General features: G+C 41.9%; 36 protein-coding genes. 5 read left to right on the top strand and 31 right to left on the bottom strand.

Annotated elements, in window-relative coordinates; all coding sequences use genetic code 11:
- Positions 1 to 212: 212 nt before the first annotated feature.
- The 7 genes from FCV43_RS05695 to dusA all read right to left on the bottom strand — a co-directional run bounded on the left by FCV43_RS05695 (position 213) and on the right by dusA (position 7225).
- Positions 213 to 989, bottom strand: coding sequence for a phosphoadenylyl-sulfate reductase (locus tag FCV43_RS05695; RefSeq protein WP_136994249.1), 777 nt, complete (start codon positions 987 to 989; stop codon positions 213 to 215).
- The gene (cysI, locus tag FCV43_RS05690; protein ID WP_136994248.1) at positions 982 to 2715 is read right to left on the bottom strand and encodes an assimilatory sulfite reductase (NADPH) hemoprotein subunit; all 1734 of its coding nucleotides are present in this window, start codon (positions 2713 to 2715) and stop codon (positions 982 to 984) included. Before cysI ends, FCV43_RS05695 begins: the two co-directional genes overlap by 8 nt.
- Positions 2715 to 4541, bottom strand: a complete 1827-nt coding sequence (locus FCV43_RS05685; RefSeq protein WP_136994247.1) for an assimilatory sulfite reductase (NADPH) flavoprotein subunit — start codon at positions 4539 to 4541, stop codon at positions 2715 to 2717. Before FCV43_RS05685 ends, cysI begins: the two co-directional genes overlap by 1 nt.
- A gap of 117 nt (positions 4542 to 4658) precedes the next feature.
- Entirely contained in the window at positions 4659 to 4889 is a 231-nt protein-coding gene (locus tag FCV43_RS05680) for a hypothetical protein (protein WP_113796855.1), read from the bottom strand.
- A gap of 160 nt (positions 4890 to 5049) precedes the next feature.
- On the bottom strand, positions 5050 to 5715 hold the full coding sequence (locus FCV43_RS05675; RefSeq protein ID WP_017051402.1) for a TIGR04219 family outer membrane beta-barrel protein: 666 nt from the start codon (positions 5713 to 5715) through the stop codon (positions 5050 to 5052).
- A 108-nt stretch (positions 5716 to 5823) separates the two neighbouring features.
- A complete protein-coding gene (gene pspG / locus FCV43_RS05670; protein ID WP_113796853.1) occupies positions 5824 to 6033 on the bottom strand; it encodes an envelope stress response protein PspG in 210 nt (69 codons plus the stop codon).
- 187 nt (positions 6034 to 6220) lie between these two features.
- Positions 6221 to 7225 (bottom strand): tRNA dihydrouridine(20/20a) synthase DusA, encoded by a 1005-nt coding sequence (gene dusA / locus FCV43_RS05665; protein WP_136994246.1) that lies wholly within the window; start codon positions 7223 to 7225, stop codon positions 6221 to 6223.
- A gap of 104 nt (positions 7226 to 7329) precedes the next feature.
- Here dusA and FCV43_RS05660 point away from each other — a divergent pair, with 104 nt between their 5' ends.
- Positions 7330 to 8400, top strand: coding sequence for a site-specific integrase (locus tag FCV43_RS05660; protein WP_136994245.1), 1071 nt, complete (start codon positions 7330 to 7332; stop codon positions 8398 to 8400).
- Positions 8401 to 8446: 46 nt separating this feature from the next.
- Here the strand turns inward: FCV43_RS05660 and FCV43_RS05655 are convergent, their stop codons facing one another.
- From FCV43_RS05655 to FCV43_RS05555, 22 genes are all read right to left on the bottom strand, one after another.
- Positions 8447 to 9382: a DUF4435 domain-containing protein gene (locus FCV43_RS05655; RefSeq protein WP_170961610.1), complete on the bottom strand. Its 936-nt coding sequence runs from the start codon at positions 9380 to 9382 to the stop codon at positions 8447 to 8449.
- Positions 9383 to 9384: 2 nt separating this feature from the next.
- Positions 9385 to 10791, bottom strand: coding sequence for an AAA family ATPase (locus FCV43_RS05650; protein ID WP_170961609.1), 1407 nt, complete (start codon positions 10789 to 10791; stop codon positions 9385 to 9387).
- A 222-nt stretch (positions 10792 to 11013) separates the two neighbouring features.
- A complete protein-coding gene (locus FCV43_RS05645; RefSeq protein WP_016783629.1) occupies positions 11014 to 11232 on the bottom strand; it encodes a hypothetical protein in 219 nt (72 codons plus the stop codon).
- 91 nt (positions 11233 to 11323) lie between these two features.
- A complete protein-coding gene (locus tag FCV43_RS05640; protein ID WP_136994250.1) occupies positions 11324 to 11743 on the bottom strand; it encodes a virion protein in 420 nt (139 codons plus the stop codon).
- 17 nt (positions 11744 to 11760) lie between these two features.
- The gene (locus FCV43_RS05635) at positions 11761 to 12003 is read right to left on the bottom strand and encodes a phage tail assembly chaperone (RefSeq protein WP_017105726.1); all 243 of its coding nucleotides are present in this window, start codon (positions 12001 to 12003) and stop codon (positions 11761 to 11763) included.
- 2 nt (positions 12004 to 12005) lie between these two features.
- Positions 12006 to 12797 (bottom strand): hypothetical protein, encoded by a 792-nt coding sequence (locus FCV43_RS05630; RefSeq protein ID WP_136994242.1) that lies wholly within the window; start codon positions 12795 to 12797, stop codon positions 12006 to 12008.
- On the bottom strand, positions 12790 to 13062 hold the full coding sequence (locus tag FCV43_RS05625) for a hypothetical protein (protein ID WP_136994241.1): 273 nt from the start codon (positions 13060 to 13062) through the stop codon (positions 12790 to 12792). The genes FCV43_RS05630 and FCV43_RS05625 overlap by 8 nt, the downstream gene beginning before the upstream one ends.
- On the bottom strand, positions 13059 to 13664 hold the full coding sequence (locus tag FCV43_RS05620; RefSeq protein ID WP_136994240.1) for a hypothetical protein: 606 nt from the start codon (positions 13662 to 13664) through the stop codon (positions 13059 to 13061). Before FCV43_RS05620 ends, FCV43_RS05625 begins: the two co-directional genes overlap by 4 nt.
- Entirely contained in the window at positions 13665 to 14357 is a 693-nt protein-coding gene (locus tag FCV43_RS05615; protein WP_136994239.1) for a hypothetical protein, read from the bottom strand.
- Positions 14357 to 14758, bottom strand: coding sequence for a hypothetical protein (locus tag FCV43_RS05610; protein ID WP_136994238.1), 402 nt, complete (start codon positions 14756 to 14758; stop codon positions 14357 to 14359). Before FCV43_RS05610 ends, FCV43_RS05615 begins: the two co-directional genes overlap by 1 nt.
- Positions 14759 to 14763: 5 nt before the next feature.
- On the bottom strand, positions 14764 to 14985 hold the full coding sequence (locus tag FCV43_RS05605; RefSeq protein ID WP_016783620.1) for a hypothetical protein: 222 nt from the start codon (positions 14983 to 14985) through the stop codon (positions 14764 to 14766).
- Entirely contained in the window at positions 14982 to 15134 is a 153-nt protein-coding gene (locus FCV43_RS20340; RefSeq protein ID WP_170961608.1) for a hypothetical protein, read from the bottom strand. Before FCV43_RS20340 ends, FCV43_RS05605 begins: the two co-directional genes overlap by 4 nt.
- 13 nt (positions 15135 to 15147) lie before the next feature.
- Positions 15148 to 15420: a hypothetical protein gene (locus FCV43_RS05600; protein WP_136994237.1), complete on the bottom strand. Its 273-nt coding sequence runs from the start codon at positions 15418 to 15420 to the stop codon at positions 15148 to 15150.
- A gap of 10 nt (positions 15421 to 15430) precedes the next feature.
- Positions 15431 to 16234: a major capsid protein P2 gene (locus FCV43_RS05595; RefSeq protein ID WP_136994236.1), complete on the bottom strand. Its 804-nt coding sequence runs from the start codon at positions 16232 to 16234 to the stop codon at positions 15431 to 15433.
- 252 nt (positions 16235 to 16486) lie between these two features.
- Positions 16487 to 17146 (bottom strand): ATP-binding protein, encoded by a 660-nt coding sequence (locus tag FCV43_RS05590; protein ID WP_136994235.1) that lies wholly within the window; start codon positions 17144 to 17146, stop codon positions 16487 to 16489.
- Positions 17147 to 17617 (bottom strand): hypothetical protein, encoded by a 471-nt coding sequence (locus FCV43_RS05585; protein WP_102313225.1) that lies wholly within the window; start codon positions 17615 to 17617, stop codon positions 17147 to 17149.
- Positions 17618 to 18001 (bottom strand): hypothetical protein, encoded by a 384-nt coding sequence (locus FCV43_RS05580; protein WP_136994234.1) that lies wholly within the window; start codon positions 17999 to 18001, stop codon positions 17618 to 17620.
- Positions 18001 to 18180: a hypothetical protein gene (locus FCV43_RS05575; protein ID WP_016783612.1), complete on the bottom strand. Its 180-nt coding sequence runs from the start codon at positions 18178 to 18180 to the stop codon at positions 18001 to 18003. Before FCV43_RS05575 ends, FCV43_RS05580 begins: the two co-directional genes overlap by 1 nt.
- Positions 18177 to 20105, bottom strand: a complete 1929-nt coding sequence (locus FCV43_RS05570) for a rolling circle replication-associated protein (protein ID WP_136994233.1) — start codon at positions 20103 to 20105, stop codon at positions 18177 to 18179. The genes FCV43_RS05575 and FCV43_RS05570 overlap by 4 nt, the downstream gene beginning before the upstream one ends.
- Positions 20106 to 20123: 18 nt before the next feature.
- On the bottom strand, positions 20124 to 20315 hold the full coding sequence (locus FCV43_RS05565; protein ID WP_136994232.1) for a hypothetical protein: 192 nt from the start codon (positions 20313 to 20315) through the stop codon (positions 20124 to 20126).
- A 1-nt stretch (position 20316) separates the two neighbouring features.
- Positions 20317 to 20511 (bottom strand): hypothetical protein, encoded by a 195-nt coding sequence (locus FCV43_RS05560; protein WP_136994231.1) that lies wholly within the window; start codon positions 20509 to 20511, stop codon positions 20317 to 20319.
- 9 nt (positions 20512 to 20520) lie between these two features.
- The gene (locus FCV43_RS05555) at positions 20521 to 20775 is read right to left on the bottom strand and encodes a pyocin activator PrtN family protein (RefSeq protein ID WP_048662769.1); all 255 of its coding nucleotides are present in this window, start codon (positions 20773 to 20775) and stop codon (positions 20521 to 20523) included.
- A 140-nt stretch (positions 20776 to 20915) separates the two neighbouring features.
- On the opposite strand from FCV43_RS05555, the gene FCV43_RS05550 reads away from it, so the two are divergent.
- The 3 genes from FCV43_RS05550 (at position 20916) to FCV43_RS05540 (ending at position 22850) form a co-directional block, all read left to right on the top strand.
- Positions 20916 to 21527, top strand: a complete 612-nt coding sequence (locus tag FCV43_RS05550) for a S24 family peptidase (RefSeq protein ID WP_019825630.1) — start codon at positions 20916 to 20918, stop codon at positions 21525 to 21527.
- A 385-nt stretch (positions 21528 to 21912) separates the two neighbouring features.
- Entirely contained in the window at positions 21913 to 22371 is a 459-nt protein-coding gene (zur, locus tag FCV43_RS05545) for a zinc uptake transcriptional repressor Zur (RefSeq protein WP_029203235.1), read from the top strand.
- Positions 22372 to 22388: 17 nt separating this feature from the next.
- The gene (locus tag FCV43_RS05540) at positions 22389 to 22850 is read left to right on the top strand and encodes a chemotaxis protein CheX (protein ID WP_017051398.1); all 462 of its coding nucleotides are present in this window, start codon (positions 22389 to 22391) and stop codon (positions 22848 to 22850) included.
- A 130-nt stretch (positions 22851 to 22980) separates the two neighbouring features.
- Here FCV43_RS05540 and pgi read toward each other — a convergent pair whose 3' ends face one another.
- The gene (gene pgi, locus FCV43_RS05535; RefSeq protein WP_113796849.1) at positions 22981 to 24633 is read right to left on the bottom strand and encodes a glucose-6-phosphate isomerase; all 1653 of its coding nucleotides are present in this window, start codon (positions 24631 to 24633) and stop codon (positions 22981 to 22983) included.
- A 369-nt stretch (positions 24634 to 25002) separates the two neighbouring features.
- Between pgi and FCV43_RS05530 the strand changes: the two genes are divergently transcribed.
- Entirely contained in the window at positions 25003 to 25422 is a 420-nt protein-coding gene (locus FCV43_RS05530) for a secondary thiamine-phosphate synthase enzyme YjbQ (RefSeq protein ID WP_136994230.1), read from the top strand.
- 40 nt (positions 25423 to 25462) lie between these two features.
- On the opposite strand, the gene alr is transcribed toward FCV43_RS05530, so the two are convergent.
- Positions 25463 to 26581, bottom strand: coding sequence for an alanine racemase (gene alr, locus FCV43_RS05525; RefSeq protein WP_136994229.1), 1119 nt, complete (start codon positions 26579 to 26581; stop codon positions 25463 to 25465).
- Positions 26582 to 26587 lie beyond the last annotated feature (6 nt).

The following is a 26587-nucleotide window of genomic DNA, read 5'->3' as shown; positions in this document are numbered from 1 at the left end:
CATTATAGAGATAACGATCGCATTGGCAAGCTCTTTTTCATAAAAAATGTAAAAACAGAGCTTAAGCGTTTCATTTTCACTCAACGTGTTATTTATACTTATTTGTACCCACTAAAACACAAGTTATCCACAGAGTTGTTCTTTCTTGCAGCGCTACATATATAAATAAAGCCGGAAATCCGACTTTATTTACTCGTGAATATGACAGCTAGTTAAATGCCAGAGCCATTTTGCTCTGAATTATCGTCATGAAGGCCACATTCTCTTTTTAATCCGAAAAATCGGGTCTCTTCCTCACTCATTCCTGGTTCCCACCTTTTAGATGTATGCGTATCTCCAACGGATAAATACCCCTCATCTCGCAAAGGATGGTAGCTAAGTTGATTCTCTTGCAAATAGTGGTGCACATCTTTATTAGTCCAATCAATCACTGGCAGAAATTTAAACACGCCATTTTGAACAGACAAGATGGGAAGATTTGCTCTTGAGCTAGACTGCTCTCTTCTCAAGCCTGAAAACCAAGTGCTAACTTCCAGTTCATCTAAAGCACGGCGCATAGGTTCAACTTTATTCAACTTATTATACTTCTCTAAGCCGTCTATACCTTGATCCCACAGTTGACCATATTTTGCTTCTTGCCAGTTAGGACTCTCATGTGCTCGATAGATATTTAAATTAAGAGTTAACTTTTCACTTAACTCATCAATAAAGCGGTATGTTTCAGGGAACAAATAACCCGTATCAGTTAATACCACAGGGATATCCGGCTTAGCCTGTGTTGCAAGGTGAAGCATCACAGCAGCCTGGACACCAAAACTTGAGCTAACAATATGAGCACCATCTAAATTTTCAAGCGCCCATACGATCCTTTCTTGAGCGGTTAACTTTTCTAACTCACCATTAATTTCACCAAGACGTAATGTTTGTTCCACTTTAGTCAGAGGAATGAATTCAGCCAACGTTAATGGATGCGCAATAGAATCAATCATAAAAATCCCTCTTAGACACTTTCACTTCGCCTATGATCCCGCTGCGAATGGTGAAATCACCGAAAGCTTCGTTCTCATGTCTCTCTTTTTCCCAGCGGCCCACCAGCAGATCGATTTCCTCTAGAATCTGAGCTTCTGTGATATTTTCTTTGTACATTTTCGGAACTCGCGTCCCCGCTTTATTACCACCAAGGTGTAAGTTATAACGATTAGGAGCCTTACCTACTAGACCAATTTCGGCCAACATTGCGCGACCACAGCCATTCGGACACCCCGTGACGCGAAGAATTATATTTTCATCCTCTGGTAATCCATGCTTTTTAAGGATGCCTTCAACATCAGTAACAAATTGAGGAAGAAAACGTTCAGCTTCAGCCATTGCTAACGGGCAGGTTGGAAATGCGACGCATGCCATTGAGTTTTTACGTTGCTCAGAAGTACCATCATCAATCAGGCCATACTTACGAGCGATAGCGTCTATCTCCTCTTTTTGTTCCACAGGAACCCCTGCAACAATAAGATTTTGATTTGCGGTCATGCGGAAATCACCTTGGTGAATCTTCGCTATTTCGGCCACTCCGCTTTTTAAAGGTTTTCCCGGAAAATCCAGTAATCGACCATTTTCAATAAACAGAGCTAAATGATATTTCTCATCAATACCTTTTACCCAACCGATGCGATCACCACGCTCTGTAAATTCATACGCGCGACTTTGCTCAAACTGAATATCGGCTCTCTTTTCCACTTCAGCTTTAAATACATCAATGCCGACTCTATCTAATGTGTACTTCGTCTTTGCATTTTTACGATTTGAGCGGTTTCCCCAATCTCGTTGCGTGGTGACTACCGCGGCTGCAACATCTAACGTTTTCTCTAGAGGTATAAAGCCGAAATCATCCGCTTTACGTGGATAGGTAGACGTATCACCATGCGTCATCGCTAACCCACCACCAACTAATACATTAAACCCAACGAGCTTTCCTTCATCGGCAATCGCAACAAAGTTAAGATCATTGGCGTGAACATCCACATCATTCTGTGGCGGGATCACAACGGTGGTCTTAAATTTACGCGGCAAATAGTTGCTGCCTAAAATAGGCTCTTCGTCTGTTGTTTCAAGCTTCTCGCCGTCTAACCAAATTTCAGCATAAGCTCGTGTTTTCGGGAGTAAATGCTCACTGATTTTTTTCGCCCACTCATAAGCCTCTTGATGTAATTCCGATTCTATCGGGTTTGTCGTGCACAATACGTTTCGGTTTACATCACCCGCCGTCGCAATTGAATCAATACCGATGCTGTTGAGAGTTTGGTGCATCAGTTTAATGTTTGGTTTTAAAACCCCATGAAATTGGAAAGTTTGACGCGTTGTTAATCGTAGGCTTCCATATGATGTATGCTCATCTGCAAATTTATCAATAGCGAGCCACTGCTTCGGAGTAATAATCCCTCCTGGCATACGAGCTCTCAACATCACATTATGCAAAGGCTCTAACTTTTGCTTTGCTCGTTCCGCTCGGATATCTCGATCATCTTGCTGGTACATACCATGAAAGCGGATCAACTGAAAATTATCGGACGTAAAACCACCCGTAATTCTATCCTTCAAATCATGCTCAATGGTTCCTCGTAAGAACTGACTCTCTCGCTTCAAGCGCTCGTTATCAGCGAGTGGCCCAAGAACTTGACCTAAGACTGACTGGTTACTTGTTTCATTCTTCGCACTCATTAATACACATCCCTTTGATAACGTTTTGCTTTGCGTAAATCACTTACATATTCTTCTGCTTGCTCTCGGCTAAGGCTTCCCTGTTGCTGCGCGACAATAACTAAAGCTTCATGCACATCTTTAGCCATTCGGTTTGCATCGCCGCATACATATAGATAAGCCCCATCGCTTAGCCATTGCCAAACTTGCTCTGCTTGCTCAAGAATACGATGTTGAACGTACACTTTTTCATGCTGATCACGACTGAACGCCACGTCGAGTTGCGTCAATATTCCAGACTTCAAATACTTCTGCCATTCCACCTGATATAAGAAATCTTGCGTAAAAGTTCGATCTCCAAAGAAAAGCCAATTCTTACCTTCCGCTTCTCTGTTATCTCTTTCTTGAATAAAGCTACGGAAAGGAGCAATGCCAGTACCAGGCCCAATCATGATGATAGGAGCGGAGTCATCTTGAGGTAGTTTGAAGTTATTATTATTTTCGATGAAGACTTTAACTTCATCGCCTTCTTCTAATCGGTGAGAAAGAAAGCTAGAAGCACCACCAAAACGAGAATCATCACCTTTGAGATATTCAACAACACCTACAGTAAGATGAACCTCTTCTTCTACTTCAGACTGGCTTGATGCTATGGAATAAAGACGCGGAGTCAAACGGCGCAAAATATCACTGAGTTGAGCAGCCGATAGTTTGGTTTTCTTTTCACTCAACACATCGATCACTTGAGTACTTGCTGCGTACTCGCGTAACTTGTCTTTATCTTCCACCAGCTTCTGCAATTTTTTGCTTCCAGAAAGCTCAGCGTACTTGGTCACAAATTGTGGATTAGCTGACGTAATTTCGTACTTAGCTATTAAAGCACTGCGGATTGATAAGCTATCTCCATCCACCTCGATACTTTCAACCCCTGACAAACCTACTCGGCTTAGGATTTCATCGACAAGTTCTGCACTATTTTCAAACCAAACACCAAGAGCATCACCCGCTTGATAAGTCAGGCCAGAGTCTTCAAGATCGATTTCAATGTGGCGAACATCTTTACCAGAATCACGGCCTGTAATTTTTTGACTCGTCAATAGTGTCGCGGTATACGGGTTTTGCTTAGTGTACTGATTATGAGAAACAGCAGGCGTAATCGGTAACTGTACGACGTCGGCATCATTAACGGATAAAGCATCTTTAACGTAATCCAGCGCTTCTTTTCGCCATTGCTGCACAGCGTTTTCATAGTCGACATCGCAGTCAATCCGTTCAATAAAAGGAGTGGCACCTTGTTTTGAAAGAAAAGCATCAAAGTCTTTGCCTGTTTGGCAGAAAAATTCATAACTCGAATCTCCTAGACCAATCACACCGTACTTTAAATTCGGTAACTTAGGCGCTTTCTTCGATTGTAAATATTCGTGCAACTCAATGGCATTATCCGGAGCCTCACCTTCACCGTTGGTGGAAGCAACGATGATGACATGCGTCTCTTTCGCTAAACTCTTAGCTTTATAGTCACTGGCATCAAAAAGAGTGGCAGTAATACCAAACGTTTTAGCCTCTTGAGCTAACGCTTCTGCTACACCTTTTGCATTCCCAGTTTGAGACGCATAAATAATAGTGAGCTTTCCCTCAGGCTTTGATGCAACACCAAGAGGTTGAGTATTAGAAGTAAATTCTGATGATTGGTCTTGGCTGACTCCCCAAAAATACCCACTTACCCATGCAAGTTGTTGTGGTGAAAGATTGGAAGTAGCTTGTTGAAGCTGACCTATTTGTTGATCATTTAATGGTGCTGCTAAAGTGGAAAGCCCCTTTAACAATACGTTCTCGTTAGACGACATAGTCACGACATCCCTATTCATTGCGTGACGATAGATTAACCACTCCTTTTAATAACAAGAAAGAATAGATAGGCATGTTTTATAACTTTTAGAATTAAGAAGCCGATAGTTAAGCTATTATTTAGGCTCAATACGGACTTGCTGAAAACCCACAGCCATAGCTGATTTCGACGCTAAATCCAGATTTTCATAATGGCACTCCTCACCATGAGAATCCGTGAGTAAAACAAAACCACCTTTTGCATGACGAAATTCAACAACCCAAGTCCCTTCTTCCGCTGAAGGTTCGATTATCGCTTCCACCAACTTATTATCCCGATACAGATATCTAAGCTCCGTTACCGTCATGGCACTCTCCTCTCAAAATAGAGCAATACACATCTATTAAGAATGGCTCAAACTGAGAATAGTGCTAAAAAAATTAAGATTTATCTAAATGGCAGATATAAAAAACGCCGCATAAAAGCGACGTTCTTTGAAATGTAAGTGTTATCAGTCATCCATAGGATTAAAATTCGACAGCGCCACCTAAGAACCACCCATCAACCAAGATAAACGACTTACCCAGATCAGAGGCAAAAACATCAGATTCTAAGTCAATAACTCGATAGCCACCTCTGAGCGCGATATCCGCGGCTTCTAGAGGAATTCGATATTGGACTCCGGCCATAATGTCAGCACTTTTGATGCCACTGCTATCACCAAACTCCATTTGACCAATAATGCTCAACTCTGTCTTAGGAACGTTGATTTCACCTTGGGCATACCAACTCCACGTAAATTCATCGAATTTTTCGGTATTGGCAGCAGGTGCGCCATTGACATAATGACTGTTCGAATACTGTGTAAATGTCATACCCGCATCAAAGTGTAATAAGTCATGCTCCATCAAACTGTAATACAAGGTGTAGTCATATTTATCAAATGCCACATAATCTGCATCTATCGTTGTATAGCGAATACTTGCATTGGGAATCATTGGCAATTTATGTTCAAAAGCAAAGTAAAGAGAAGCCGACGTTGAATCATCTCTTGTCACTTCATTCGCTTCTGTATTTCCCCACCACATGTCAGCACCGACTTTAGCTGAGTAAAAAGCATCATCAGCAAGAGCCGATGCACTTCCCAAAGCCAAGGTTAAGCCAGTTAATATAGTAAAGGTTGATTTATTCATCCGGTATAGCTCCCAATCTTTTCGCTATGTGGTTATATCAGTCTTAAGCGATGAATAATAACATAACCTTTAGACAGAAAATGCCTTAACCGGAAACCTCACCCAAATTTAACGTGAACTATAGACATAATTTTTGAAAAACCACACCCCAAGGACAATAACAATAAGCCAAGGAAGTAATTTAAAGACAACCCCTATCATCCCCAATAATGTCATCACAACAAAAGCGACCGCAGTTGCAGCAAAGACTGTCATCATGGTGAGCCCAGTCACTAGAAGTGTCGATATAAATACCAAAATAAAAATTAGTTCAAACATAGTCAGTTCCTCATGGTTTATGAGTTAACTAGAGCAGTATTCATACCAAGATTGATATTTTAATAAAAGACTTATATATCAGATAGATAAAAGCCAGAGTAACAATCACTCTGGCTTTTAAAATAAAAAGTGGTCAAATTCACCATGTTAGTTGGTAAAAATTACACAATTACAGTTCACTCTGCATCTACACATTGAGCTCTTTAGGTATTTTGGCAAGAGCGGCTTCTACAACCTCAATTCCAGAACCTTTTTTATGTGCGTTTTCACTGATATAGCGGCGCCACTGTCTTGCTCCCGGCATACTTTGGAATAGCCCCAACATATGACGAGTAATATGGCCAAGGCTAGCACCTGCGGCCAACTCTTTTTCAATATATGGGAGCATTTCTTCTACAACCTGAGTTCGCTTTTTCACAGGTTGATCTAAACCAAAGATCTGCTGATCTACTTCCGCCAAAATATAAGGGCTTTGATACGCTTCTCGCCCAATCATGACACCATCTAAATGCTGTAAATGCTCTTTCGATTCTTCTAACGTCTTAATTCCACCATTAAGGGCAAGTACCAAATGCGGGAAATCTCTTTTTAGTTGATAGGCACGTTCGTAATCAAGAGGTGGGATCTCACGGTTCTCTTTTGGGCTCAATCCACTCAGCCACGCTTTTCTCGCATGAATCGTAAATTGTTCACAGCCACCCTTCTCTGAGACAGTCGAGATGAAATCCGTTAAAAACTCATATGAGTCATGGTCATCAATACCAATTCGAGTCTTCACCGTTACAGGAATATCAACCACATCCTTCATTGCCGCGACGCAGTCAGCCACTAGCTGAGGCTCTGCCATCAAACATGCGCCAAAACGTCCATTTTGTACTCGGTCTGAAGGACAACCAACGTTTAAGTTAACTTCATCATAGCCGCGTTCTTGAGCTAATTTCGCACAAGTGGCCAAATCTGTCGCATTTGAACCACCTAGCTGTAACGCGATTGGATGCTCTTGTTCGCTGTATGCTAGAAAATCACCTTTACCATGGATAATCGCGCCAGTCGTTACCATTTCTGTGTAGAGTAATGTTTGTTGTGATAATAAGCGGTGAAAGTAACGGCAATGGCGGTCAGTCCAATCGAGCATGGGTGCAACAGAAAGTCGGTTACTAGCGTATTTACTGGTTTTATTAGTGTTTGTCATGATTCAGTCTCAATTAATACTGTACAAACATACAGTTAATTACCTAGAATTAAACGGAATTACTTCCTGTAGTACCCCTCAAGTACCCCTTTAGGAGTTGGACAATGGCAAGTTATACCATCGAGACCAGAAAGCTAAAAAGCGGTGAACCAAGGTTCAAGGTAACAATCATCGTTAAAAAGAATTCGCGCATTATACACAGGGAAAGCAAAACTCTAAAAAAGAAAGCACTCGCTAAAGCTTTTGGTAAAAAGAGGGTAGCTGAACTAGAAGCTCAAGGGGTACTCAATCAGCCAAAAACAGTCCCCCTTTCGGTACTCCTCGATTTGTTCATGACAGAAAGAGATCTCTGGGACAATACAGGCCGAACAAAACGCTACGTTATCAAAATGATTAGGGATTGCGACATCGCCCAAGTTGAGAGTAATCAGCTACGAACTAGCGACTTAATCGAGCACTGTAAAAATAGAAGAGGCGCAGGAGCCAAACCCGCAACGATTTATCATGATATCGCTTACCTACGTTCTGTTATGAAGAAATCGAAACCTGTATTCAACGTAGATTCTAACCACCAGATATTTGATGAAGCTGTACCTGTTCTTATTGATATGGGATTAGTCGGTAAAAGCCAGAAGCGAACGCGCCGCCCAACTTCTGAAGAACTTAAACTCTTAAAGCTTGGATTAGAACAGCGTGAATCTTTCCGGCCAAACGGCACAACTCGAATCCCATTCACAGATATTCTAGAGTTCAGCATTCTCACTTGTATGCGAATTGGTGAAGTCTGCAAACTGCGTTGGGAAGATCTCAACCAAGAGCATAAGACGATACTCGTCAGAGACAGAAAAGACCCAAGGAAGAAAGAAGGGAATCACATGATTGTTCCGTTGCTTGGTGAGTCATTTGAGATTGCACTCAAACAACCAAACAAAGGCGAGTTTATTTTCCCGTACAACTCACGAAGTGTGAGCGCAGGCTTTCAAAGAGTGAGAAACGAGTTAGGCATTGAGGATTTAAGGTATCACGATTTGCGAAGAGAGGGAGCAAGCCGCTTGTTTGAAAAAGGGTACTCAATTGAAGAGGTCGCTCAAGTTACTGGGCATAGGAACCTGAACATTTTGTGGCAGGTTTATACACAACTTTATCCGAGAAACTTGCATCTAAAAGATAAATAAATATAAAGGGCTTTATAAACAAAGCCCTTTATCACAACTTATTATGCTAAGCAGCAGGACTCAATTGTTCTATATGATTCAAGAAGAATGCCTCTAAAGATGGTGGCGTTTTCATTCTTGGTCCTACATAATCCAAGGCCGATGCACTATTAATATCAATATGCACTTTAATTTTACCACCATTAGCCTTCTCTAAAACTTTCTTAGATTGACTCATAAATTCAACAAAAAACCATAGATGATATTTCCCTCGAATATAGCACCTAGCATCCAAACTCGAGATCTCACTTACAACTTCCTGAATATAGTCAGGAAATATATAAACTTCAGATTTACTTTTAGAACTTAGATATTCAAATAGCTCTTCATTATTAGCAAATAATGACACTAACTTTAGGTTTTCATCAAGTTCAAAAATATCTTTCATTTTTATATTAGCCAAAACAGGTCGAACTGATAGCCTTCTACAACAGATTGCCCAAGCCATTATTGATTTTAGTCGCTCAACAAAAATATGACTTTGTGAGATAAAACGTTCTGTAATAAGCTCTAACTGCTTATCTCCACAGTCAATTTTCCACGATTCAGAACAAGACTGGTTAAAAAGCTTATCACATACAATATAATTTTCTATCGAGTAAAACTCTGTTGTATGCACATCGTCATAATCAGGGTAATCCTTAGGAATTAAGTCATCAAGATCTTTATCAACCAAGAAAACCAACGCATCTGATATATAATCTCGAGCTTTTAGCCTGCCTCTAACTTTATACACTTGTTCTTTATTGCCACACACATATGTTTTTAAATTTGCATTTTCTGGCAAGTATCGACGAACTAAACTCCCATAAAAACCATTATCAGTCTTACCTTCATAAAACACATGCAAACATTTATCATTTTTATTAAGACTATTAATAAATTCAAATAGTGTTATCTCATTTCCACGCTTCAATCCACGGAGCTTTTCTAATAAATCCACTGTTACGCAATCTCCATAAATTCATTAACAGAACGAGCGTAAAGATCTAGTGAGTTATCAAAAACAAACGGGGAGTGAGTTACCGCAAACATACCTAAGCAATTTCCAGAGTAGTTGATATCTTCTAAGAATGTTCTTTGCCAATCTACTGATAAAGATAACTCTGGCTCATCTATTATTATTATAAACTCCTTCTGATTAGATAAAATCAAATGAGCAAATAGCGATACTATCTGTTTCTCTCCAGAAGAAAGACTATCAAATGGTATTTCATTCTTAGATATAATAATATTATCGTTATCAACATGATTAATTTTAACTTCAAAATCAAAACTATTGAATGTTATTTTCTTTCTAACTAAATATTTATTACATATCCCAATAAATGATTCAATCTTTTTCTCAGCTCTAGTTTGCTCATCATGGAACCACATTAGCTTAGTAATAAAATAAAGGATTACTTTTTCAGAATCAGTTAACTGTTGTCGTTCATCCTTACCTATATCTAATATATTATTTTTTATCGAAAACTTAATTTCTTCAGATAGAGTGTCGGAATCAATTCTCAATAATAATTTCTCTAACAACTCAGTATCGATATCATCTAAGACATCAGAACTAACATCAGCATGGTTGTGCAGCAATATATCTTGTAGATAATCAGCCATCAACTGCTTCATACCATTACGGAAAGACTGCTCTAACCTTTCTAATTCGTTACCAATTATTTTTTTAACATCTGACATCCCAAACTCAGCAAGCTCAATCTGACCGCTTTGTTTAGGACTTTTATTATAATATCTATGATATACCTTCTCTTTATTACCATACTCATCTAAATTAGGAAGTATCGAGTTGAGTTCTCTCTCAATTCTCCTATAGGTTGGAAGATATATTATAGGAAATCCAAAGTTTTTTCTTATAAATTTATTTAGATCTGTTATTACATTATTAGAACTAACACTGTAATTATCAAACATATTACTAAGTGCTTTTTTTACACCTAAAGGGCTTATTTTAATTGGTGTATTATCAGAAATGTAATCAGCTAACTCTCCGACACTCATTTTTTCTGAATATGCGTCTTCAAGATTAATATCTAACTGGCGCAGAGCTCGTTGAACAAAGTGCTCTGTTCGAGATTTAGGATTACTTTCAAATAAACAAAACTCTTTAACTTGTCTAGATGTGAACTCAAAATAATGATCTGTAAATGATATCTTTATTGACTTGAATTTAATTTCTTCTAATTTATGCCATTGACACGTTAATATAAAGTTAAGAATAGATAAAATGGTACTCTTTCCTGTACCATTTTCACCCACAAGAATTAACTTATTATCACTAAATGATATATCATAGTTAAATATACCATTTAGCTTTTCCACTTCTAGTTTAGTGACATCCATCAAAAAGCCTCTTATAAAATCACTCATTACATGTATATGCACATAGTCTAATTAAATAAGTTTCATTTCAATCATTTCAACTACATATGTGAGCTTTCCATTAAAAAATCTTAGTCTCCAGTCGAATGAGGCGATTATTGTGCCTCCAGAAGATCGTAATGATAACAAGCATTGATGGGGGTAATCCCATAGATGTTAGGTACTGTAATATTTCAACCATAATTACTTAAACTCATTGCGTAAGGTTTCCCATAGGCCAAATACTATTGGAGCACTTGCGCCAATAATGCCACCGAATTGAACACCGTCTGCCGATACGCTAGCGGTGATAAGTTCAGGGTGACCAGATACCAAAGCAGCTCCCGCGCCAAGTAACGCTAAACCCTTTTTAGTAGATGGTTGGTCAAGGTCAATACCGATTTTTTCTAGTAAGCTTTTCATAATAGTTTGCTCTGTCGTAAATACTTGATGGTGTAGGCGGCGAGAACGCCACCTACTACGGTAATAGCTATTTTCTTGTAGTCTTCTTTGGTCATGCCATAGCAACTCCTTCACGCGCCATGCTTAAACCGTAATAGCTCCCGACCTCTTTACGACTCATTGCATGTAATAGCTTTGCTAGTTGTTCGTTGTTGTTCACATCGACAACCTGATTACGACCGATGCCCGTCCACTCGCTAACGTGTTTGATGTATAGCTCGGTGTCGTTCTCCACTGACGGAGCAAAACGGTTGATTATTTCGCTCAAGGTTTGAAAGCCTTGTCGTGAGTAGCTACGAAGAACACGCGCCCCCGCTCGAAAGCCATAAACCGGATGCTTGAACTCTTCGAAGCTTTTATCAAGGTCGAGTAGATGCTCACCATTCCATTGAGTGCGATCACCTTTGGACTCACGAATATTTAGCGGGTTGTTGTTACGCACACCACGCGGCAGAGTTTTTCTATATGTCATGTAGGCTAGCCCCCCAATTATGCAGACGCTTGCGGCAATGATGGTTTTTGAGGCCATACCACATCCTTTGCGTTGCTGTACGTTTTAGAAATATCGCGAAGCTCTTGACGGTACTGGCGAAACGGTGCATCACTGACGCCTTGATCTAATGCTGTTTCTACAAGGTGATCCGCTTCTACAAGTAGCGGTTGACGCTGCTCTCGAATTACTTGCCATTGGCAAATAGGATGCAACTCTTCAAATGTAATTAATTTTTCCATGATTAAAGCTCCGGTAATCCCATCCAATCGTTAGGGTCTGTGATGTTTCCAGCCGCATGACCCGCTAATAAAACCCACGCTTCACCTACTGGCGTTTGTGCGATAAGACAAGGATGAATGTAATCGCCAAAACGAGCTGACTTGCTATGGATTTGGCGTAACCATGTCCATTTAGTACCAACGGTTTTAATTGCGTTGTTTTGAAGTGATACCTGCCCACTAATGCATTTCACAAAAGCAGCGTGAGTCACCGTCTGATTACGATACAGAGGTGAACCTGATGTTTTATCAAGTGGAATGATGATGTGTTCACGAGTAAATTCAGCCTGTTCTGAAAAATCCCAAGTCACTCGTATCGCACGAATAGGGGCTGCAATATAGTTACTCACTGAGGCATTAAAAGCGGGATACGCTTCTCTAACACCACTTTGTAACTCTGCAAGCATCGAGTTTTGAAGAGCAGGTCTGTTTTTAGTCCCCTTAATCAAAAGTTGCTCTTCAACATTCGCCTGACTACGAAAAGCCCACCCACTAGGAACGTCTGAATTGGTAATCAAATCCAATGCTCTAACGTTCTTAGAAAGCATGAATTTCGCCGTTAAATCAGCAGTAGGTTTTGTTGCTGTAGCTACCTGTGCATCAAAACCCGCTAGCTTCGAATCAAATGTTTGTTGGATGCTAGCTTTAAGTGCATCAAACTGCGTTTGCATGGTTCGAATAGCACCACCCTTGATGCTATCTAGTAGGTTTCGGGCTTCGGTCACCAGTTGCCCGATTGCCGTAAAATCACTCATTGAGTTCTTTCTCCATTTCTTCTGCTACGTTCTGCAGGCGTGGCAACGTATTCGCTGCAACACTGTCGGCCAGTTCGTGAACGTCATTATCTGAATTGAAAGCGTGGCGTTGTAATGAGACTACCGCCGAGCTTAGTGATACCTGATTGCTGTATACGCCGCGCATCATTTCTAACGCGTCTACCTGATCAGGTTCTAGGTTCTTTAAGTGTTCGGTGAGCGGGTCGTATTTCACGACCGCTCGGCGCGGCATGAAGTGGCTCATCGGTGAACCTCCATCATTGCCAGTTTTAAAGGTGTATTGCTGTTGTTATACGCCCACAGTTCACCGCCTCCCGTCAGTGTGATTCCTGCAGGTGCTGTGCGATCACCTAAAACGGGTAAACCCACTACAGCAGAAACATGCGAGTCACCGAGCATAGCCTCGACTTCTGCATCACTGATGTTCTGAATAATCGCTTCTAGTCGTGTAACCGAAGCATTAACTAAACGAACCTTGTTGTTTGGCTGAATGAGAATGTGGTCGCGACTAATAAAGCGTTGTGCAATCTCTTGTCGGGTCGTGACAACCGAGCGCACTTCACTGATAGCCATAGATTCAGCAAATTTCACGTTAGCAGGCGGCGTTGTTTTCAGGTTCTGCTTAGTAAGCTGATACACAACACGAATAGGTGCGGCGTGTGGGTTAGATATCTCAAGCTCTTTAAAGCTTGAAACGTCTAACGTATCGCCTGCATCTACACGGATTTTTTCTCCGTTATCGCTTCGGACATACAAATATTCCTGAGCTTCACGGACGATCAGTAAACGAGCTGAACCGACACCAAAACGCTTTACTACACTAGGTTCTAAAGTTATCGCTTTCATCTAGTCCCCCTTGAACGCAAGAGCAACGCCTGCGATAGCAAAAGAAATGGCAACAGCAATTGCCACCTTACTGATATCACCAGAGCTACCCGTTTGACTGCGTGATGCGGTGTTTTCTGCCATGACCAAAGCAGCTCGGGCGTTTTCTCCCGATTGTGCTGCCATAGACTTAATGGCTGACGTTGTATCCGCGCTGTTCGAGCGCATATTGTCTAACGCCTTTTCACTAGTTCGGCGGCTGTTTTCTAACGCTTTCTCACCAAATACGAATGCCTTAGATATTGATTCCTGACCGTTATCTAATGCCGCTCTTAATGAATCTTTATTTGCCTTAATCGAATCAGAAGCAATTTGGCCGTTTAACTTGAGCGCCTCTTTACTGACGTTCTCATTTGACTTGATCGCATCACGACCAAAATCAAACGACTCATCGACCGCATGTTCATTAGCTCGGAGTGCATCCGAACCTAAACGCGCTGCTTTATCCATTGCGGCACTATTGCTATCCATTGCCCGTTTCGCTATTTCTGACGCGGCTTTTACTGAGCCATGATCAGTCATAGAGATATTGCCAATGTTGCCATTTATGCCAGAGAGAACGACACCAAGGTTATCCCCACTAATGGCACTGGTGCCGCTCGTGTTCGTGGTGTTGGTTACGTTCTTACTGGAACTGCTACCACCTCCGCCCATTAGTCATTCTCCAAAACAAGGGATAAAACAGACTCACGGCCTGACTTACCCGAAACCGAAAAACCGAAACGCTCAAGTATTCGCACCATGCCACGGCGAACCGTGTGATATTTGATTGAGCGATACCCTTGAGATTCCACTGCTTCAATGATGCAAGGCGCAGCTTTCACTAACCCCTTACCTGTCATTGCTAGAATCAAATAATCATTGTCACTGGTGACGAAGCCCACAAAGCGAACCGAAACGCCTACCCCTTTCAAGTGATAAAAACTGGCTCGTTTTGTTTTCACCGCATCACAGCAAAAATCAAATTCAGCCTTAGCTTGTAACACCCCATTGAACGCGGATTTAATTAGCGAAAATTGAGCGGCAATATCTGCGCGAGTGGGTCTAATCAACATAAAATTCATTTCTTAAACGCCACCCACGCAATGCCAACAGCTAACAACACAAACGGTATGTTTTGCGCAAGCTTTTGCCCCGCACTACCACCAAAGTTGATCGCTCCATTTCGAATCCCGCCAATTGAATTGGTGCCCGTTGCTTCACTTGGTCCAGCTGCGCCGCCTCCGGCACTAATTGGCATAGAACCGCCTGCACTCAAGCCACCACCGATACCTGGTATCATTTGTTCCCCTTAATGACTCGATAAGTCACATAGCAACCGCCACCAATGGCACTGATTTTTAATAGCTTGGTTACGCCACTTCCAGACCAGAAACCCGCACCAAAACCAAGACCACCCGCTAACAGAGGAAGAACCACAATTAATGGCATAACTCTCCCCCTGTTAGTTTTTCAAAACCACGATAAGACCAAGTAAAAGCACCGCAGCACCAATACCACCGCCCACATACAAAAGGGTTTTGTCGTTACTCTGCTGAGAGGAACCCGTAACCGCGTTGCCGTGGTTATCTTTCACTGTTTGTTGTGGCTGTTGCGTTGTGCCTGCATTTTTCGATGAATCGTCTTTGGTCGCGACATCAATCAAGTTGCCCATCCCCTCGCCAACGTCATCAAGCAGATCAGAACCGAAGTCCGTTAAGTCATCCCAAAAAGCCAATAGTCACCCCCTACACTAAGTCAGGGCGAACAACGAGCACCGACTCAACAATGATTGGAATTGAGCCAACAGGCTTATGAGTTTTCACGGTGAATTTCAGCTCTGAACCGTGCGCCGTAGGAAACAGCTCATCGATATAAAAGCCGCGCATGATTGGGTCAAAGTGGTAACAACCCGACTGCCAAAAACGGCGGTTTCGTTTGGCGCGCATATCTTCAAGCGCACGGCTTGAATCATGCACTTTCACGAAATCACGATAGATTTGTAGAGAGTGGATTTGATCACTCATGAAGTGCATGCGGCGCACTAAATGAAGAGGGCCAGAAACGAGATCAAGAAACTCATTTTCTGTTGAGCTTGCTTGCATCGTCTGCTTTTTGATTTGTGGGATAACAACACGAGCAGGCTGACGCGCTGACACTGTTGCCCACGCTTGAAGCTTGATAGCAGGCGCGTTGTCTTGAGCAGAATCTGCAATCTCAACTTCCAGAGTGATATTGTCACCTGCTTCAGTCACAAGACCCGTGTAACGAACCCCGTTCTTAGTTTTTGCAGAAATATCAGCTAATGGAATAGTGAAAAAACCATCCGTTTGAGCAAGACCTTTGTACGCTTCAATCTTTTTAATCAGCTCACCATCAAGAACGATAATTTCATCCGCATTCAAGCTGATGGTTACGCGTCGAAGTTGAGCCGCACTTAGATTGGTTTCGAGAAAAATCTCATCGTACGTAGGACCAATCGGAATGGTTAACGTAGCTTTCTCACCGTAGCCCGTACCCGTAAAAGAGTTCAGTTTGGTTGGAGTAGACATAATAACTAACTCCCTTAACCGATTTGGTCTTCAACAGCATCAACGTTGTTTGAAGCCCAAACAACACCCGCTGCCACAATGCCTGCTAGCACAGCAATGACTGCTAATTTTTTTGGTGTAAAACCTGCCATTTGTTTTCCTATAAAAAAGACCGCCCAACATTGGACGGCCTTTACTTAAACAAATGATTTGGTTTGGATTCCTAATACTTATTTGGTTTAGGTTTGGTTTAAATGAGACTTGAATCACAAACTACCACCGGATAACGCCCTTTTTGAATGCTTTCCCGTCTTGAAGTAGATACTCAAGCGGGTCGAGTTGCTCGATCGCATCAGCAGAGATTCCGGTCATTTTTTCCAAATAGGTCGCACTGGCTTTGGTCTTTTGCATCATCACACAAGCATGCTGACAGTTATCAATAATGGTCTTCGATACTTCCTGACCACGTTGAAACAGGTTGATAGTGTGTAGATTAAATTTCCTGCCTAAGCGCAATATTTTCCCATGGTAGCCAACCGCTTTACCCGCATTTTCACTGTGCTCGGCTACCTCTTCACAAATAATTTTTAATGGTTTGGTATGCTTTCCGTTCCCCATAGCCCAAACGACCTGACAAAACCTATCGAAGTCCTTTGATGTGGTTTCATGAGTCGGTTGATACGCAATCTTAAAGCCCTGCTTTGTTTTACGCCCTGCAATCAGTGCGGCGGCAAACTCCTTAATACTGGAGTAACCGCGCACCACTCGCCCTGCTAGTTTTCCGCTGTAGTCGCCCATTGGATCAAACATGGCTACTTGGTCGGTAGATTTGATAAACAGCTTTTTAGCGGCAGAGGTTTTACCGCTGCCGCTCATACCAACCGCAAACACGTGACCATTCTTAAGGGCATTATTTGGGTTAATTGGTTGCATTTATTGCACTTCCTCTTTTCCCTCTGATTCAGTCTCTTGAGGGTTTACCTCTTTCGCTTCATCAATCGCTTTAAGGGTTCGGATTTGGTTAAACGAAGTAAAACCGAGTGCACCAGCTGCGATCACAAATGACAGTTCTTCTTTGTAATGAGCCAACCACGGTGGAAGTTCACCACCATATTTAACGAACAACGGCGCGGCTGCACTTGCAACGCTTTGAGCTTGTTCAGCATCAAAAGCAAATTCTTGGTGACCGAATTGTTTTAGCATTTGCTCTGTCACGCCAAGAACCGCACTTGCCGTTGCTTCGCCTGCCAATAGTGCGGCTTGTTTAGCATCGGTTTTTTGTTCGGATTGGGAAGGGTCGAAATCTTCTTCGCCAAGTTCAGCTAACAAAGCAAGCTCTTCACTTTCGTCATGCTGCTCTAGTTCTTCAATTTCGATTTGGTCTAGTTGTTCTGTTTGTTCCATTTACGCCACCACTTTGATTGTTTTGATTACACCACCGAAGAACAAGCCAAGTACCGCACCAATACCAACGCATTTAACGGTTGTTATTGGCTTTGGCTCAGTCTCATTTTTTGGTTTAGATTCCGTTTCTTTTTCCGGTTCAATTGCCACTGGTTGTGCTTCCACAACAGGGTTATTGATTGCTTCAATATCTGCCTGAACTTCTTCCAAGGATTTAAACGCTTTCATTTCGGCTTGAGCCGCTTTGCCCGTTCGCGTATCAGGCCCACACTCACAACGGCCATGAACAAACGCCGCTCGTTTTCCTTTGCCTTGCTTAATCGCTTTCGGTTGTGAGCAAGTTCGGCATTGCACATAACCTAATATTTGGGTTTCATTTTCCATTAGCCGTTTTCCTTTTCTAATGCGTCTAGACGTTGATTAAAGGCTTTAAAAAGCCAGATAGTTTTCACTAACCAAGGTTTGATAAAACCAAATCCCATTGGGGGCTTATATGCTTGCGATTCCGAATCCATTTCATTAAGCAAACGGGTTGTTTCGCTTTGCAGTGTTTTTTCCGTCATTGGATTACCTGTTGTTGATAATATTGCTCTACTTCGTTCATGGCCTGACCGAGTAGCTCTTGTTGAATTTCGTAAGGTGGTATTGGTGGCAAATCCTGATTTAGTAGGCTTAACCAATTGGCCTGATTGACTTGCCAACGTTGAAAGGCTTGGCGGTAGCGGTCTTTTGCTTCAAGGCGTATATCGTCTAGGTACGCATCCTCTGTCGTCATACTCCAACCGCGAGCACCTGCCGCCCACTCTAAAAATTGATTGGCCTTTTCCTCGCAAGTCTCCCCCTCAAAACTGATAGAAAATTGATTGTCCGAACTGGCAAATACGCCGCGACTGCTCAAGCGTTCTTTCTCTTCTCTAACTTCGCTACCGAGTTTTTTCATTAACCTATTGAGCTTGCCAACTGCATCAAACTTGCGTTGCTTCTTATTTATATCTGCGGCCTTTTTAGCCTCATTTAATTTGAGTTGCTTTCGAGCAATATCCCGCTTGATCGGTGCTTTCCATTGCTCTAATCGATACCCGCACTCTTTGATAATTCCCGTCATGTTAGAAACATCGAAACTCGCTAGAGCCTCCCACTCAGGGGCGCGACTACAACGGGCGATGTTATAGCGATTACCTTTAATTAAACCTTGGTCAGCGTTGCTACCTTTCGCGGCATAACCGATCGCCTTGATCAGGTAACCCGCCGCCGCGTCTTTGTGCTGAATGCGTTGAAGATTTGCCATGCCATGACCCCAAAGTCGTTCAACACGTTTTGCCCACCCTTGAAAGTGTTCTTTTGGTACGTGGTAATTCAATAGAATATGAACGTGTGGATTCGGCTCACCGTTTTCATTCGCTGGGCATTCAGCAACCCAAACATAATGAAAGTCGAAAGGCTTTTTCGTTGCTCCGTGTAGCTCTTGGGTATGCGTTCGAATCTGCTTGTTTTCGTCTTTCGTTCTCCAGATAGCTTTCAATGGTCGCCCTTGATTACCCTGTACAACCACTTTGTCTGTGAGTGAAAGCTCACCCACCTCTGATGATTGATATTCAAAGCCGCGCTGATACATTTTTTTAAGGCCATCTAGAAAACGAGATACTTCTTTGCCTATGGTGGTTTGAATGGGGCAATACGCTAAACCCTCATCGGTCAGCGCTTCACCGCCGAACAAATGCTTTCGCTGTTCTTCGGTAAAAGTTAAGGTCAGAAACGTAGTAAAACCGCCATGACAAGTAGCGACATACGCCCCCGCCTCAAAGATTTTCTTAACTGCGTTTGAACTCAACTTTTCAGTGAAACGCTCACCCGTTGGTGATTGCGGCGCATCGCTTGGGCTTGGGTGGTAAGTGACTTGCAATTTCACCTGTTGAGCCCACTCTCGCTTAAGCAAGTAAGCTCGACTTTGCCCTTTGGGGATGTAATCAAGACGATTTCGGTCTTTATCTCGCACCCATCCGACTTGTGGCACGTTTTGTTCAATTCCATAGTGCTGCGACTCAACATGAACACTTTGGCTTTTTGAGCGCGGTTTTAGGCGGCGTGAGCGGGTAGTAAAGCGATCCAAGTGACGTTTTTTGCCGTGTCGGACTTTGCCGCCCTTTGACAAGCCTAGTGTTTCCACGCCTACGGCGTGCGCTCCGCGCTTAGTTTTTTTGAAATACTCAGGGGTGATTAACGTTAGTTTCCCGTCTTGAACTAACTGCCAAGTTTCCGCTGATTCTTTCGTTCTATGAAAGTGAACTTGCTCCATTGCATGCAGCTTGTTTTGCTCACTTTCCATCCAACCAGAATTTGGAGCACTAAAAAAACCGCTCTCGATAGCGGCTATATTTTTTTCAGTTGTCGCAACATCTTGCGCCAAGGCAGTTACATAGCCCACATCGTGTGGGCTCAAGATATTCGTTATTTCACGATCGCCTTGCGGCTCATATAAGTGATTCATTCAGTCACCAGTGACGGGTTATAAATGCTCTAAAGAAACGTACTTGCCTGACTTGGTATCGCGCAGTGTGTTAAAGGTTAAATGTCGAAACTCACAACATGCTTTTGCCAACATGTGAAACTCGCTTTCTCTCTCTTCTGGAACCCATAACGTGATCTTTTTAAGCCCTTGTTCTTTCTTAGCTGCTTCATACTTCGCGTTACGACTCATATCACCACCCTGCACATGCACTTTCAGTGCACTGGTAATTCATCGGTCTTGGTTTTCTTTTGACGGGCTTCTTGATTCCATGTTTCTCGCGCAGCTTTTGAAGAAACAACTGAGAGCGCTGCAATTTTTTAGGGTCTGGGTTTTCCATGCCTGCCATATCTGGACAAGGTAAGTGGATAGGATCAGATACTTTCATAGCAATCACCTACCCGTTGACCGAAAGCCAATCTTGCTTGGCTTCCGAGTGACGTTTATCGATGTAGGCTGCTAGGTCTTCTATCTTGATTAACGATGGGCTGCGTTCTGAATCGCGCAACTTGAAAGTAGGAACAGGAAAATCACAAGCTTTCGCTCTTTGCTCAGCTGTTCGTGAAGTGATTCCAAAAAACTCTTGGCTGACTTGTTTCAACTCGACCGTAGGGTTTCCGAAACGGGCTAATAACGCAAAGTTTGTATTCATAGCTCACCTATTAATCTATTATCTAAGCAACAAAATGAGACTCTAAGCGATTCAAAACCGTCCTAATCGTCCCTAAAGCGATTGAATAATATTAACGATGAGACGATATTGCAACGCTTTTATTTTAATAGAGGTGCCCTTTGAAAACTATTGATGAACAAATCACAGAACTTAAGCAGCTAACAAAAACAGCAAAAATCACTGATTTATCAAAGGCTTTAGGTGTATCACCATCGACAGTTCGGACATGGCGATCACGCGAAAAAATACCTGAAAATATTTTTCTAAAAGCTGAAGAAATAGCACAAGATCGAGACGGTTTTGGGACACCAAAAGGATATGTGACTCTAAATTTTTACGATGTGGAAGTTAGTGCAGGACATGGCGCACTTGTAGAAAGGGATGAGGAATCGACGGAAATTGTCTTTAGTGAGAAATTCATTAGCAAAAGTATTGGTGTAAACCCTAATGAAGTTTTCTTAATGCCTGTTAGAGGCGACAGCATGGCTCCAACGTTAAAGAACCAAGCACTAGTTATGGTTCATAAAGTTGACGAGTTTTCTGGAGATGGAGTTTACGTTTTTCGTTTCGATGGCCAGTTGATGGTTAAGAGACTCCAGTTCATGCCAAAAATAATCAAAGTGGTTAGCGATAACCCTACATACGAAAACTGGGAATTACTCAAAGATGATCTTAAAAATGAAGATTTTCAGATTATTGGCGAAGTGGTTTGGTCAGGACAGAGAATGTAACGCGTAGAAGTATTTATGGAGTGCGGTACTCCTATAGTACCCCTCAAACTCGCTCAGCCCTTGCTAAGGCTGCTTAATCAATCCAATCGAGCATCGGTGCGACAGATAGCCTACATGCATGAGTCATGAGTCAAACATCCTAATTTACAGTGAAGTATTCTTTGTCGCTAAGCACGGCAAAAAGCAAAGTCGGCTATTGTAATCGTTACGCCTTTCTAGTTCTAGAATATCTTCTTCACTATCGCTTTCCTCGTAGATAAGATACCGTGTATAGCATTATCTTCATGCTATTTATTAGACAAACTGCGGGCTCTGGTAATAAAATTATTGGTTTCTCAACGATATTCGTTGAAAAATAGTTTATTATTAAGCAAGTCCAATTGTTATGGTGAAAATTTTGGACCTGACATTAATAGAACAAATACAAGATATATGCACAGTTAGGGGTGTACGACTGACTCCGCAGAGGAAAAGAGTGTTTGAACTTATCTGTTCTAATAAAAAAGCATCAAGTGCTTATGATTTATTAGAACAGCTAAAACAAAGCGAACCTCAAGCAAAACCTCCAACTGTTTATCGAGCTTTAGATTTTTTATTGGAACAAGGATTCATTCATAGAGTTGAATCAACCAATAGTTTTATTTCTTGCTGTTCATGCAATGCACACAAACATTTCTCCCAATTATTAATTTGTGATAAATGTGGCACGGTAAAAGAACTACAAGATGATACTATGACCGCCTTATTGGCAAAAAATGCAGAGAAACACGGTTTCCAACTCACTAATCATGTCATTGAATCTCATGGTGTTTGCCAACCTTGTTCCTCCAGAATGACAGAATAAGATAATAGAAGAACGTTATGCGCGCTGAATTTGTAAATCCGTTTTTAGCTTCATTGATGAATGTCCTAAAAACTATGGCTTCATTAGAATTGAAGCCGCAAAAACCAAGAGTAAAAAAGGACGAAATAGCCAGAGGTGATGTTTCTGGTCTTATTGGTATGATCGGTACGACAACTCGCGGTTCTATGTCGATTACTTTTGATGAAGGTTTAGCATTAGAAATAATGCAGAATATGCTTGGTGAAAGACCCAACGGCCTAAATGAAGAAGTGACTGATATGGTTGGTGAGATCACCAATATGGTTACTGGTGGTGCAAAACGTATTCTTGCTGAAAGTGGATTTGATTTTGATATGGCAACACCTGTTGTTGTATCAGGAAAAGGCCACACTATTCGTCATAAGTGCGAAGGCGCAATCATCATCATGCCATTTACCTCACAATGGGGAAATGCTTTCATTGAAATCTGCTTCGAATAGCGGAAACCAATGATAAGTGTAGAAAAGGTTGATGCTTTTGTATCAACCTTTTTTGTTGGCTGTTATAAACAAACAACAGTCAATAAAAAAGGCCAGTATCTCTACTGACCTCCTTTTAGTAACAATCTACTTATGCTTTAAATGCTTTAAACGCATTAATCAAACCATTAGTTGAACTGTCATGAGAATCTACGGCAGCTTCACTTTCTAGCTCAGGCAGAATTTGGTTTGCTAGCTGCTTACCAAGTTCAACACCCCATTGGTCGAAGCTAAAGATGTTCCAAATAACACCTTGTACGAAGATTTTATGTTCGTACATCGCAATTAGATTGCCTAGTGTTTTTGGTGTGATTTGCTTAACCAAGATAGAGTTAGTTGGGCGGTTACCTTCAAAAACTTTAAATGGTACTAAGTCTTTCATCTCTTCTGCTGTTTTACCTGCAGCGGCAAACTCAGCTTCAACCGTCTCTTTTGTCTTACCGAATGCAAGCGCTTCAGTTTGAGCAAAGAAGTTCGACATCAGTTTTTGATGATGATCACCAGCAGGATTGTGGCTTAATGCAGGAGCAATGAAGTCACAAGGGATCAATTTAGTCCCTTGGTGGATCAATTGGTAGAAAGCATGTTGACCATTTGTTCCAGGTTCGCCCCAAATAATTGGACCTGTTTGGTATTCAACAACATCACCGTTACGATCAACCGACTTACCATTAGATTCCATATTACCTTGTTGGAAATATGCAGCAAAACGATGTAAGTATTGATCGTATGGAAGAATTGATTCAGATTCAGCGCCATGGAAGTTGTTGTACCATAAACCAATCAATGCCAGTAGCACAGGGACGTTATCTTCGAATGGGGTTTCAACAAAGTGATTATCCATTTCATGAGCACCTTCTAATAGCTCAATGAAGTTATCGAAACCAACAGACAGTGAAATTGACAATCCGATAGCTGACCATAAAGAGTAACGGCCACCTACCCAATCCCAGAATTCAAACATGTTATCTGTATCAATACCAAACTCAGCGACTGATGTTGCATTCGTTGATAAGGCTGCAAAGTGTTTTGCTACATGCGCTTGATCACCCGCAGATGCCAAGAACCAATCACGAGCACTGTGTGCATTCGTCATTGTTTCTTGAGTGGTAAAGGTTTTTGATGCAATCAGGAATAACGTTGTTTCTGGATCGACTTTCTTCAACGTTTCAACAATATGAGTACCGTCAACGTTAGAAACAAAGTGCATGTTCAAGTGTGTTTTATAAGGCGCTAGAGCCTCAGAAACCATGTAAGGGCCAAGATCTGAACCGCCAATACCGATGTTCACAACATCTGTAATTGCTTTACCCGTATAACCTTTCCATTCACCCGAAACGATACGGTGCGTAAATAGCTCCATCTTAGCTAGCACTGCATGAATAGCAGGCATAACATCTTCGCCATTAACCATTACTGGCTTATCGCTGCGGTTACGTAATGCGGTGTGCAGAACTGAACGACCTTCAGTTTTATTGATCGCTTCACCACTGAACATCGCGTCAATTGCCGCTTTAAGTTCAGTTTCATTTGCCAAGGCAAATAGGTGCTTCAAAGTTTCTTGGTTAATTAAGTTTTTCGAGTAATCAACTAGAATATCAGAACCAAAGTTTGTAGAAAATTGTTCGAAACGTTGGCTATCTTGTGCAAATAAAGACTTAAGGTCCATATCTTGCGCTGATTCAAAGTGCGCAGTTAGAGCTTTCCAAGCTTGAGTTTGCGTTGGATTGATATTTTTCAACATGGTGTCTATCCCGATGTTACAGTGGTTTTTTATTCCTCTAACACAGCAATTGAAGTTCAATTACCGCACTTTTGGAATCCCCGATTTTAGCAAAGCATTAATCCTGCTCGCGTTCACAAACAATGAGCAACGCGGTCAGATTTTGTAATTTATTTTCAAAGTGCATTATGTCTTAGTGTCGTTACGCGCTCTTTGAGATAAGTCACGTTAACGTCTTAGTTTTTATTTTCACCCAACCTAACAACTATTATGCCGTATGATTCTATAGGTTGAATAGAAAGTTTATAATCAGACAAAGCAGGCTAACCTTAGCGTTATTGAACAAATTTACCAAGTAGATATTCATAACCAATGATTAAAGAGGGAAATATGTGGCAACAAAAAAACATTTCAATCACACCTAAAAGACGCGGTTTCCACCTGATCACTGGTGAAATTGAACAACAATTACTAGAAATAAACGAATTTTCCGTTGGTTTGTTACACCTATTTATACAACATACTTCTGCGAGCTTAACACTCAATGAAAATGCCGATCCGACAGTAAGAATAGATATGGAATCTCACTTCAACAAGTTTGTTCCTGAACGAGCGGCTTACTATCAGCATACTTATGAGGGAGATGATGATATGCCAGCACATATCAAAGCTTCACTACTTGGTAGTAGTGTTACAATTCCAATAAGTAATGGCAAACTTGCTCTAGGTACATGGCAAGGGATTGTATTAGGAGAGCATAGATATCATGGTGGCACGAGACGTATCATTGCCACCATTCAAGGAGAATAAGATGAATTAAAAGGGCGCATTAATCATCAAAAAATCGAACTTAACTGTTTGATTTCCATTTACAGGCTGCATCATCGCTAAGGTAAGTCATCTCCACCCGAGAGGTGAGTTTTGTCACTAACTCATAGGCAATGGTTCCTATGTGGCTCGCGACCTCTTCAGAAGGAAGTTGGCTTCCCCACAAAATAGCCTCATCACCAACGCGATCTTTTGCATCAGGCCCGAGATCAACGGTTAACATATCCATAGACACTCGACCAGCAATAGGGACTCGTCTTCCATTGACCATTACAGGTGTTCCGTTTGGTGCCGTGCGTGGATAACCGTCGCCGTAGCCAATTGCAATTACACCAACTTTGGTATCGCGTTTGCTACGCCAAGTCCCGCCATAACCCACGGTTTCACCCGCTTTAACATCACGAACCGCAATAAGGTGCGATTTCAAGGTCATAACAGGTCGATAGTTGAGCTCTTCAGCGGTCTTATCAGAGAAAGGAGAAACGCCATACATAATAATGCCGGGACGAACCCACTCTAACTGGCTTTGCTCCCACGCTAACAAACCTGCCGATGCCGCTAAGGAACGCTCACCAGCGCAGCCATTGGTTAACGAGAGAAAGAGTTCAATTTGCTCTGCGGTATCCGATTTATCCAATTCATCTGCACAACCAAAATGACTCATATAACGCAGAGGCTGAGCGACATTTTTACACGCATGCAGACGTTCAATGAACTCTTGATACTCTTCAGGACGAACACCTAATCGGTGCATGCCAGTATCAATTTTAACCCAGACGACAACTGGTGTTTCAAGCTCCGCATTTTCTAATGCCACCAACTGCTCTTCACAATGCACAACCGTCTGAATATTGTTAGTGACTAAAATAGGAAGATCACCAGAAGAGTAAAAACCTTCAAGCAATAAGATAGGCTTAACAATGCCACCCGCTCTTAATTGAAGGGCTTCTTCTATTCGAGCAACACCGAAAGCATCCGCCCCTTGAGCGTGTTTTGCCACTCGCAGTAACCCATGCCCATATCCATTCGCTTTCACCACCGCCATGATCTTACTATCAGGAGCTTGAGCCTTAACTAACTCTAAATTGTGCTTCAGTGCACCTAAATCGACGGTGGCCGTGGCGGCCTTCATATAGCTCATAACGTA

The sequence above is a fragment of the Vibrio genomosp. F6 genome (genome assembly GCF_005146325.1).
In the GTDB taxonomy this organism is placed as follows: domain Bacteria; phylum Pseudomonadota; class Gammaproteobacteria; order Enterobacterales; family Vibrionaceae; genus Vibrio; species Vibrio cortegadensis.
The sequence above is the reverse complement of the archived record's forward strand: the minus strand, read 5'-3'. Positions and strand labels throughout refer to the sequence as shown.

Bases quoted from the DNA above. Each gene is read 5' to 3' on its own strand.
- FCV43_RS05695 (WP_136994249.1), bottom strand. From the start codon at position 989: ATGATTGATTCTATTGCGCATCCATTAACGTTGGCTGAATTCATTCCT.
- cysI (WP_136994248.1), bottom strand. From the start codon at position 2,715: ATGAGTGCGAAGAATGAAACAAGTAACCAGTCAGTCTTAGGTCAAGTT.
- FCV43_RS05685 (WP_136994247.1), bottom strand. From the start codon at position 4,541: ATGTCGTCTAACGAGAACGTATTGTTAAAGGGGCTTTCCACTTTAGCA.
- FCV43_RS05680 (WP_113796855.1), bottom strand. From the start codon at position 4,889: ATGACGGTAACGGAGCTTAGATATCTGTATCGGGATAATAAGTTGGTG.
- FCV43_RS05675 (WP_017051402.1), bottom strand. From the start codon at position 5,715: ATGAATAAATCAACCTTTACTATATTAACTGGCTTAACCTTGGCTTTG.
- pspG (WP_113796853.1), bottom strand. From the start codon at position 6,033: ATGTTTGAACTAATTTTTATTTTGGTATTTATATCGACACTTCTAGTG.
- dusA (WP_136994246.1), bottom strand. From the start codon at position 7,225: ATGACAAACACTAATAAAACCAGTAAATACGCTAGTAACCGACTTTCT.
- FCV43_RS05660 (WP_136994245.1), top strand. From the start codon at position 7,330: ATGGCAAGTTATACCATCGAGACCAGAAAGCTAAAAAGCGGTGAACCA.
- FCV43_RS05650 (WP_170961609.1), bottom strand. From the start codon at position 10,791: ATGGATGTCACTAAACTAGAAGTGGAAAAGCTAAATGGTATATTTAAC.
- FCV43_RS05645 (WP_016783629.1), bottom strand. From the start codon at position 11,232: ATGAAAAGCTTACTAGAAAAAATCGGTATTGACCTTGACCAACCATCT.
- FCV43_RS05640 (WP_136994250.1), bottom strand. From the start codon at position 11,743: ATGACATATAGAAAAACTCTGCCGCGTGGTGTGCGTAACAACAACCCG.
- FCV43_RS05635 (WP_017105726.1), bottom strand. From the start codon at position 12,003: ATGGAAAAATTAATTACATTTGAAGAGTTGCATCCTATTTGCCAATGG.
- FCV43_RS05630 (WP_136994242.1), bottom strand. From the start codon at position 12,797: ATGAGTGATTTTACGGCAATCGGGCAACTGGTGACCGAAGCCCGAAAC.
- FCV43_RS05625 (WP_136994241.1), bottom strand. From the start codon at position 13,062: ATGAGCCACTTCATGCCGCGCCGAGCGGTCGTGAAATACGACCCGCTC.
- FCV43_RS05620 (WP_136994240.1), bottom strand. From the start codon at position 13,664: ATGAAAGCGATAACTTTAGAACCTAGTGTAGTAAAGCGTTTTGGTGTC.
- FCV43_RS05615 (WP_136994239.1), bottom strand. From the start codon at position 14,357: ATGGGCGGAGGTGGTAGCAGTTCCAGTAAGAACGTAACCAACACCACG.
- FCV43_RS05610 (WP_136994238.1), bottom strand. From the start codon at position 14,758: ATGTTGATTAGACCCACTCGCGCAGATATTGCCGCTCAATTTTCGCTA.
- FCV43_RS05605 (WP_016783620.1), bottom strand. From the start codon at position 14,985: ATGATACCAGGTATCGGTGGTGGCTTGAGTGCAGGCGGTTCTATGCCA.
- FCV43_RS20340 (WP_170961608.1), bottom strand. From the start codon at position 15,134: ATGCCATTAATTGTGGTTCTTCCTCTGTTAGCGGGTGGTCTTGGTTTT.
- FCV43_RS05595 (WP_136994236.1), bottom strand. From the start codon at position 16,234: ATGTCTACTCCAACCAAACTGAACTCTTTTACGGGTACGGGCTACGGT.
- FCV43_RS05590 (WP_136994235.1), bottom strand. From the start codon at position 17,146: ATGCAACCAATTAACCCAAATAATGCCCTTAAGAATGGTCACGTGTTT.
- FCV43_RS05585 (WP_102313225.1), bottom strand. From the start codon at position 17,617: ATGGAACAAACAGAACAACTAGACCAAATCGAAATTGAAGAACTAGAG.
- FCV43_RS05580 (WP_136994234.1), bottom strand. From the start codon at position 18,001: ATGGAAAATGAAACCCAAATATTAGGTTATGTGCAATGCCGAACTTGC.
- FCV43_RS05575 (WP_016783612.1), bottom strand. From the start codon at position 18,180: ATGACGGAAAAAACACTGCAAAGCGAAACAACCCGTTTGCTTAATGAA.
- FCV43_RS05570 (WP_136994233.1), bottom strand. From the start codon at position 20,105: ATGAATCACTTATATGAGCCGCAAGGCGATCGTGAAATAACGAATATC.
- FCV43_RS05565 (WP_136994232.1), bottom strand. From the start codon at position 20,315: ATGAGTCGTAACGCGAAGTATGAAGCAGCTAAGAAAGAACAAGGGCTT.
- FCV43_RS05560 (WP_136994231.1), bottom strand. From the start codon at position 20,511: ATGAAAGTATCTGATCCTATCCACTTACCTTGTCCAGATATGGCAGGC.
- FCV43_RS05555 (WP_048662769.1), bottom strand. From the start codon at position 20,775: ATGAATACAAACTTTGCGTTATTAGCCCGTTTCGGAAACCCTACGGTC.
- zur (WP_029203235.1), top strand. From the start codon at position 21,913: ATGGTGAAAATTTTGGACCTGACATTAATAGAACAAATACAAGATATA.
- FCV43_RS05540 (WP_017051398.1), top strand. From the start codon at position 22,389: ATGCGCGCTGAATTTGTAAATCCGTTTTTAGCTTCATTGATGAATGTC.
- pgi (WP_113796849.1), bottom strand. From the start codon at position 24,633: ATGTTGAAAAATATCAATCCAACGCAAACTCAAGCTTGGAAAGCTCTA.
- FCV43_RS05530 (WP_136994230.1), top strand. From the start codon at position 25,003: ATGTGGCAACAAAAAAACATTTCAATCACACCTAAAAGACGCGGTTTC.
- alr (WP_136994229.1), bottom strand. From the start codon at position 26,581: ATGAGCTATATGAAGGCCGCCACGGCCACCGTCGATTTAGGTGCACTG.